The organism is Conyzicola sp. (genome assembly GCF_046714715.1).
Taxonomy (GTDB): Bacteria; Actinomycetota; Actinomycetes; order Actinomycetales; family Microbacteriaceae; genus Conyzicola.
This window is the reverse complement of the sequence record NZ_JBKKAD010000043.1, coordinates 1-6255: the sequence shown is the minus strand read 5'-3', so window position 1 is coordinate 6255 and position 6255 is coordinate 1. Positions and strand designations below refer to the sequence as shown.

7 protein-coding genes are annotated in these 6255 nt (G+C 68.5%); 2 read left to right on the top strand and 5 right to left on the bottom strand.

Annotated elements, in window-relative coordinates; translation table 11 throughout:
* Together ACLQ6X_RS03620 and ACLQ6X_RS03615 are read left to right on the top strand one after the other, a co-directional pair.
* The coding region (locus ACLQ6X_RS03620) for a hypothetical protein (RefSeq protein ID WP_411698806.1) at positions 1-214 on the top strand (214 nt) is incomplete at its 5' end.
* Positions 215-217: 3 nt separating this feature from the next.
* Entirely contained in the window at positions 218-670 is a 453-nt protein-coding gene (locus ACLQ6X_RS03615; RefSeq protein WP_411698805.1) for a hypothetical protein, read from the top strand.
* Positions 671-688: 18 nt separating this feature from the next.
* Here the strand turns inward: ACLQ6X_RS03615 and ACLQ6X_RS03610 are convergent, their stop codons facing one another.
* From ACLQ6X_RS03610 to ACLQ6X_RS03590, 5 genes are all read right to left on the bottom strand, one after another.
* Positions 689-1489 (bottom strand): FadR/GntR family transcriptional regulator, encoded by an 801-nt coding sequence (locus tag ACLQ6X_RS03610; RefSeq protein ID WP_411698804.1) that lies wholly within the window; start codon positions 1487-1489, stop codon positions 689-691.
* Between the two features lie 2 nt (positions 1490-1491).
* Positions 1492-2280 (bottom strand): 3-oxoacyl-ACP reductase, encoded by a 789-nt coding sequence (locus tag ACLQ6X_RS03605; protein ID WP_411698803.1) that lies wholly within the window; start codon positions 2278-2280, stop codon positions 1492-1494.
* Positions 2281-2377: 97 nt separating this feature from the next.
* Positions 2378-3775, bottom strand: coding sequence for an aldehyde dehydrogenase family protein (locus ACLQ6X_RS03600; protein ID WP_411698802.1), 1398 nt, complete (start codon positions 3773-3775; stop codon positions 2378-2380).
* Positions 3772-4491 carry a gamma-glutamyl-gamma-aminobutyrate hydrolase family protein gene (locus ACLQ6X_RS03595; protein WP_411698807.1) on the bottom strand — a complete coding sequence of 240 codons (720 nt, stop codon included), beginning with the start codon at positions 4489-4491 and terminating at the stop codon, positions 3772-3774. Before ACLQ6X_RS03595 ends, ACLQ6X_RS03600 begins: the two co-directional genes overlap by 4 nt.
* A gap of 97 nt (positions 4492-4588) precedes the next feature.
* Positions 4589-5965 carry a glutamine synthetase family protein gene (locus ACLQ6X_RS03590; protein ID WP_411698801.1) on the bottom strand — a complete coding sequence of 459 codons (1377 nt, stop codon included), beginning with the start codon at positions 5963-5965 and terminating at the stop codon, positions 4589-4591.
* Positions 5966-6255: the final 290 nt, after the last annotated feature.

Genomic DNA, 6255 nt, shown 5'->3' with positions numbered 1-6255 from the left:
TACCGAACAAGGAGACACTCACATGCGCAAGTTCATCTTCAACGGCTCGATCATCAGCGCAATCTTCGGTGCTGTCGGCGTGCTGCAGACCACACGCAAGGGGCCGCGCGACTGGCGCCTCATCCTGATGTGGATCAGCTGGGCCGCGACCCTCGCCATCGCCGTGGGAACGGTCATCGACCAGGCCAACGACTCAAACGAACTCGAGGACTAGAACATGCGCGATTTCGGCTGGGGCTATTCCGGTTTCTCCCACGTGCTCGGAGCCGTGCTCTACGGCATCTTCGCGCTGCTCAGCATCGCCGTCACCGTGGCGATCATCTTCTTCGTGGTGCGCTTCCTGATCTACGGCACGAAGGCGGCCCAGCTCTACATCGAGAAGAACTCCCCGGCGAAGCCCACGGCGCCGGCGAACGCGCCGGTCGCTGCAGCCGCTGCCGCGCCGGCGCCGGCTCCCGCACCCGCTGCGGCTCCCGCGCCGGCCGCGTCTGCACCCGCGCCGGCCGCGCCGCCCGCTGACGCATCCGACACCGCAACGACGACCGTGCTGCCGGCGGTGCCGCCCGCCGACGCCGCCCCCAAGGCAGCGCTGAAGGCGACCCCGCCGATCACTCCCCCGGCGACCAAGAAGCCGCCGGTCAAGAAGACCTCGCAGCCTCCGGTCATCTGACCGGACCCACCGCCCCGCTCAGGCGAGGAAGCCGCGCAGCAGTACGGCCGATCCTTCGAGGTGCTCGCTCATCGCCTGGGCGGCCCCGTCGCGGTTTCCGGTCAGGATCGCCGCCACGATCGCCTCGTGCTGCCGGTTCGAGTGCGCGATGTTGATCGGCAGCAGCGGTATGTGGTCGAGCAGCTCGTTGACCCTCGTGCGATTGTCGGCCATCAGCGAGACGAGAGTGGGCGTTCCGACGAGCTGTCCGATGGCCAGGTGCAGTCGCGAATCGAGACGTCGGTAGTCGAGGGCGGATGACTCGGAGGTCTCGGCCAGCCGCTGCCACAGCTCGTCCCGGTCGTCTGCGGAGAGGCTGCGCCCGGCGGCGGCGCGGGCGGCGCCCACCTCCAGGATCTCGCGCAGCCCGAGCACGTCGTCGATCTCGGCCACCGTCGGCACCGCGGTCGCCGGCTCACCCGTCGCCTCGGCCGGCAGCCGGTCGCTCACGAAGGTGCCGCCGTACCGGCCGCGCCGGGCGACCAGGTATCCGGCGTCGGACAGCGAGCGGATGGCGTCGCGCACCGTGTCGCGGCTCACGGAGAACCGCACGGCGAGATCGCGTTCGGGAGGCAGGGCTCCCCCGGGTTCGACGATGCCGAGCCGCACGGCCTGCAGCAGTCGCGCGACGGTGTCCTCGAACGCGTTGCCGTTGCGCACCGGGCGGAACACGATGTCGTCGGCCAGGCTGGCAGGCGCGGGCAGGCTGGCCGCCGGCGTCGTCGAAACGGAACCCGGCACTGTGTGCGTCGGGGTTGCCGCTTCCGTGTCATCCGCCATTTTTATAAGGGTGTCACATAGGCGGAGCTGATCCCGCCGTCGACCATGAACGTCGACGCGGTGATGAAGCTCGCGTCGTCGCTGGCGAGGAAGGCGACCGCCGCGGCGAGTTCCTCGGCCTCGGCGAACCGGCCGACCGGGATGTGCACGAGGCGGCGTTGGGCGCGCTCCTGGTCTTTCGCGAACAGCTCCTGCAGCAGCGGGGTGTTCACCGGCCCGGGGCAGAGCGCGTTGACCCGGATGCCCTGCCGCGCGAACTGCACGCCCAGCTCTTTGGTCATCGCGAGCACGCCGCCCTTCGACGCCGTGTACGAGATCTGGCTCGTCGCCGACCCCATCACCGCCACGAACGACGCCGTGTTGATGATCGACCCGCGCTGCTGCGCGACCATGTGGCGTAGCGCGGCGCGTGAGCAGAGGTAGACGCTCTTGAGGTTGACGTCTTGCACGCGCTCCCAGGCCGGCAGCTCGGTGGTCTCGATCGAGTCGTCGTCGGGCGGCGAGATGCCGGCGTTGTTGAACGCGATGTCGACCGAGCCGTAGGTGGCGGCCGCGGTGTCGAACAGGTTGTCGACCTGGGCCTGGTCGGTCACGTCGACCCGCACGAACAGGCCGCCGACCTCTGCCGCCGCCGCCTCCCCCGTCTCGGCGTTGAAATCGCCGATGACGACGGTCGCGCCCTCCGCGGCGAAGCGGCGCGCTGTGGCGAGGCCGATTCCGGATGCTCCCCCGGTGATCACGGCCACCTTGCCCGCGAGTCGCTGGGTGAGGTCGATCTTGGCTATCGCCATTGCTGCTCCTGTTCTTGCTGGGTGAGTAGCAGCCTGCCGCGTATCGAAACCGGGGTCTCGATACGGCCGCGGGCGGCCTACTCGACCAGCGATGTGGCTAGTCGGTGCTGATGAAGACGTTCTTGGTCTCGGTGAAGGCGGTCGCGGCGTCCGGCCCGAGCTCACGGCCGAGGCCGCTCTGCTTGAACCCGCCGAAGGGTGTGGAGTAGCGCACCGAGGAATGCGAGTTCACCGAGAGGTTGCCGCTCTCGATGCCGCGCGACACCCGCAGGGCGCGCCCGATGTCGCGGGTCCAGATCGACCCGCTGAGGCCGTAGACGCTGTCGTTGGCGAGGTCGATCGCGTCGGCCTCGTCGTCGAACGGCAGCACGCTGACGACCGGGCCGAAGATCTCGTCGGTGACCACCCGGTCGGTGCGCGACTCGGGCAGCAGAACGGTCGGCGGGAACCAGAAGCCGGGTCCCGACGGCGCGCTGCCACGGAAGGCGACCTGCCGGTCGTCGGGCACGTACGACGACACCTTGTCGAAGTGCGCCCGCGCGACGAGGGGTCCCATCTCGGTCGACTCGTCGTGCAGGTCGCCGACCCTGACTCCCTGCACGGCGGGCTCGAGCAGCTCCATGAACCGGTCGAAGACGCTGCGTTCGACGAGGATGCGGCTGCGCGCACAGCAGTCCTGCCCGGCGTTCTCGAACACGGCGTAGGGCGCCGTCGCCGCGGCCTTCTCGAGGTCGGAGTCGGCAAACACCACATTGGCGCTCTTGCCGCCCAGCTCCAGGGTGACCGCCTTCACCTGGTGGGCGCATCCGGCCATCACCTTCTTGCCGGTCGCGGTGGATCCGGTAAACACGACCTTCCGCACGTTCTCGTTGGTGACGAAGCGGTCGCCCACCACGGAGCCTTGGCCCGGCAGGGTCTGGAATAGTCCCTCGGGCAGTCCCGCTTCGAGCGCGAGTTCGGCGAGGCGGATCGCGGTGAGCGGCGTCCACTCGGCGGGCTTCAGCACGACGGCGTTGCCCGCGGCGAGCGCCGGGGCGAACCCCCACGCCGCGATCGTCATCGGGAAGTTCCACGGCACGATGATGCCGACGACGCCGAGCGGCTCGAGGAACGTCACGTCGATGCCGCCCGCGACGGGAATGGTCTTGCCGATCATGCGCTCGGGCGCGGCCGCGTAGTAGTTCAGCACGTCGCGCACGTGGCCGGCTTCCCACCGGGCCTGGGAGATCGGATGACCCGAATTCATCACTTCCAGAAGTGCGAGTTCTTCGGTCGCACCCTCGACGGCGAGGGCGAAGCGGCGGATCCCCGCCGCACGTTCGGCCGGAGGAAGCGCCGCCCACGCCTTCTGGGCAGACACGGCGTGCAGGATCGCGTCGTCGACCTCGGCGAGCGTCGTGTGCGCCACGGAGCGGATGACGGTCTCGTCGGCGGGGTTGACCAGTTCGATGCTGGTTGAGTAGGCCGCCTGCGGCCGTATCGAAACCTGGCTCATCTGTTGCTCCTCAGGCGATATTCCCTCGCCGCCTCGACCAGCCCGGCGAACAGACGCAGGTCGTCGGCGTTCTCTTCCGGATGCCACTGCACGGCCAGACCGAACGGTACCGACTGCACCTCGACCGCCTGGATCGTCCCATCGTCGCTGCGCGCGCTGACGACCAGCCCGTCGGCCAGTTCGTCGACCGCCTGATGGTGGTAGGAGTGCACCGGCAGCGTGGCGGCCTCGTCGAGCAGATCGCCCGCGAGCGTGCCCGCGTGCACCTCGACCTCGTTCTCGCTGAAACGTCCGTAGCCGGCGTTGTACCTGGTCGATCCGATCACGTCGGGGAGGTGCTGGTGCAGCGTGCCGCCCAGCGAGACGTTCAGCAGCTGCAGGCCGCGGCAGATGCCGAGGAACGGGATCTCGCGGTCGATCGCGCCGGTCAGCAGCGCGTCCTCCCAGGCGTCGCGCTCGGGTCGGGGCACGTCGGTCGTCGTGTGCGGCTGCTGGCCGTAACGCGCCGGGTCGACGTCTTTGCCGCCGGTGATGATGAGCCCGTCGAGACCGTCGAGCACCCGGTCGGCGATGGCGGGGTCTACGGGCTGGGGCGGCAGCAGCACGGCGATGCCGCCGGCCTTCGTGACCGCGTCGAAGTAGACCTGGGGCAGGAACGCGGCCTGCACGTCCCACACCCCCGACTGCGCCCGCTCGAGGTAGGTGGTGAGGCCGATGACCGGCCTGGGTGCCGGTTGAGTAGGTCGCTCAGCGACCGTATCGAAACCCGGGTCGCGAAACGTCGCTGGCGCTCCTCCTCGACCGGCAGTGTTCTCAGAAGCGTTCAAAGCCGCGCGTCCTCTCCCAGTCGGTGACGGCCGCGTCGTAGGCCAGCTGTTCCACGCGGGCGTTGTTGAGGTAGTGCGCCACGACCTCGGGGCCGAACGCCTCGGCCGCGATCGACGAGGCGCCGAACAGTTCTGCCGCGTCGCGGAGAGTCGTGGGAACGCGGGGCGCATCCGAACCGTAGGCGTTTCCCTCGAAGATCGGTTCCAGTTCGAGTTCGTTCTCGATGCCGTAGAGGCCGCCGGCGATGAGCGCGGCGGTCGCGAGGTACTGGTTCACGTCGCCGCCGGGCACCCGGTTCTCGACGCGCAGTCCCTGGCCGTGCCCGACCACGCGCAGCGCGCAGGTGCGGTTGTCGAGGCCCCACGCCACGGCGGTCGGCGCGAAGCTGCCCTCGACGAAGCGCTTGTAGCTGTTGATGTTGGGGGCGACGAACAGGCTCAGCTCGCGCAGGCAGGCGAGCTGTCCGGCCAGCCACGAGTCGAACAGTGGCGAGAAACCCTTCCCGTCCGCCATCACCGGCGCGTCGTCCGCGCCCCTGACACTGAGGTGGATGTGGCAGCTGTTGCCCTCGCGCGCGTCGAACTTGCTCATGAAGGTGAGGCTGCAGCCCTCCTGCGCGGCGATCTCCTTGGCACCGTTCTTGTACACCGAGTGGTTGTCGGCCGTGCGCAGTGCCTCGTCGTAGCGGAAGGCGATCTCGTGCTGGCCGAAGTTGCACTCGCCCTTGGCCGATTCGCAGCGCAGCCCGGCCGCCTGCATATCGTTGCGGATCCGGCGCAACAGGGGCTCGACGCGCGCCGTGCCGAGCAACGAGTAGTCGACGTTGTACTGGTTGGCGGGTTGCAGATCCCGGTAACCCTTGCGCCAGGCGTCCTCGTAGGTGTCCTGGAAGACGATGAACTCGAGCTCGGTGCCGCACTGCGCAACCAACCCGCGTTCGGCCAGGCGGGCCAACTGCTTCTTGAGGATCTGCCGCGGGGAGGCCACGACCGGCGTGCCGTCCTCCCACTCGAGGTCGCACGTCACCATCGCCGTACCCGGCTGCCACGGCACCATCCGGAGCGTGTCGAAATCGGGCCGGAAGACGAAGTCTCCGTAACCCTTGGACCACGACGCCATGGCGTAGCCCTCGACGGTGTTCATGTCGACGTCAACCGCCAGCAGGTAGTTGCAGCCCTCGGACGCATTGGCAACGGTGTCATCGAGAAAGTGCCTGGCGTGCAGGCGTTTGCCCTGCAGCCGGCCCTGCATGTCCGTCACCGCGAGCAGCACGGTGTCGATGTCGCCATGCCCAATCGCGATGGTGAGTTGTTCGAGGGAGAGCCGCCCGTCAGCCGACTCTCCCTCAGCGCGTTGCGCCACCCGCTAGGCCTTCGCCCGTCGGCTGCGCGCCGTGTCAGTTCCGGACATCAACCCACCCTTGAAAAGAGACGTCCGTCCCGACCAATGCGGGTCCAGGTGTGCCGCGGACGACGTGCTCCGTTTGCCGGATCTTGTTGCCGATGATCAACCGTGTCAACCGTCGGGCAACCGTGGTTCTGCAAACTGTCTGCCCTGTCCGCGCGTACGATCAGGCAAGACCCAATGCAAACGGCTCGTCCCAATTGCGCGGTTGAGGTTCCGGCTATGGCCACAGGTACGGTCCGAACTAT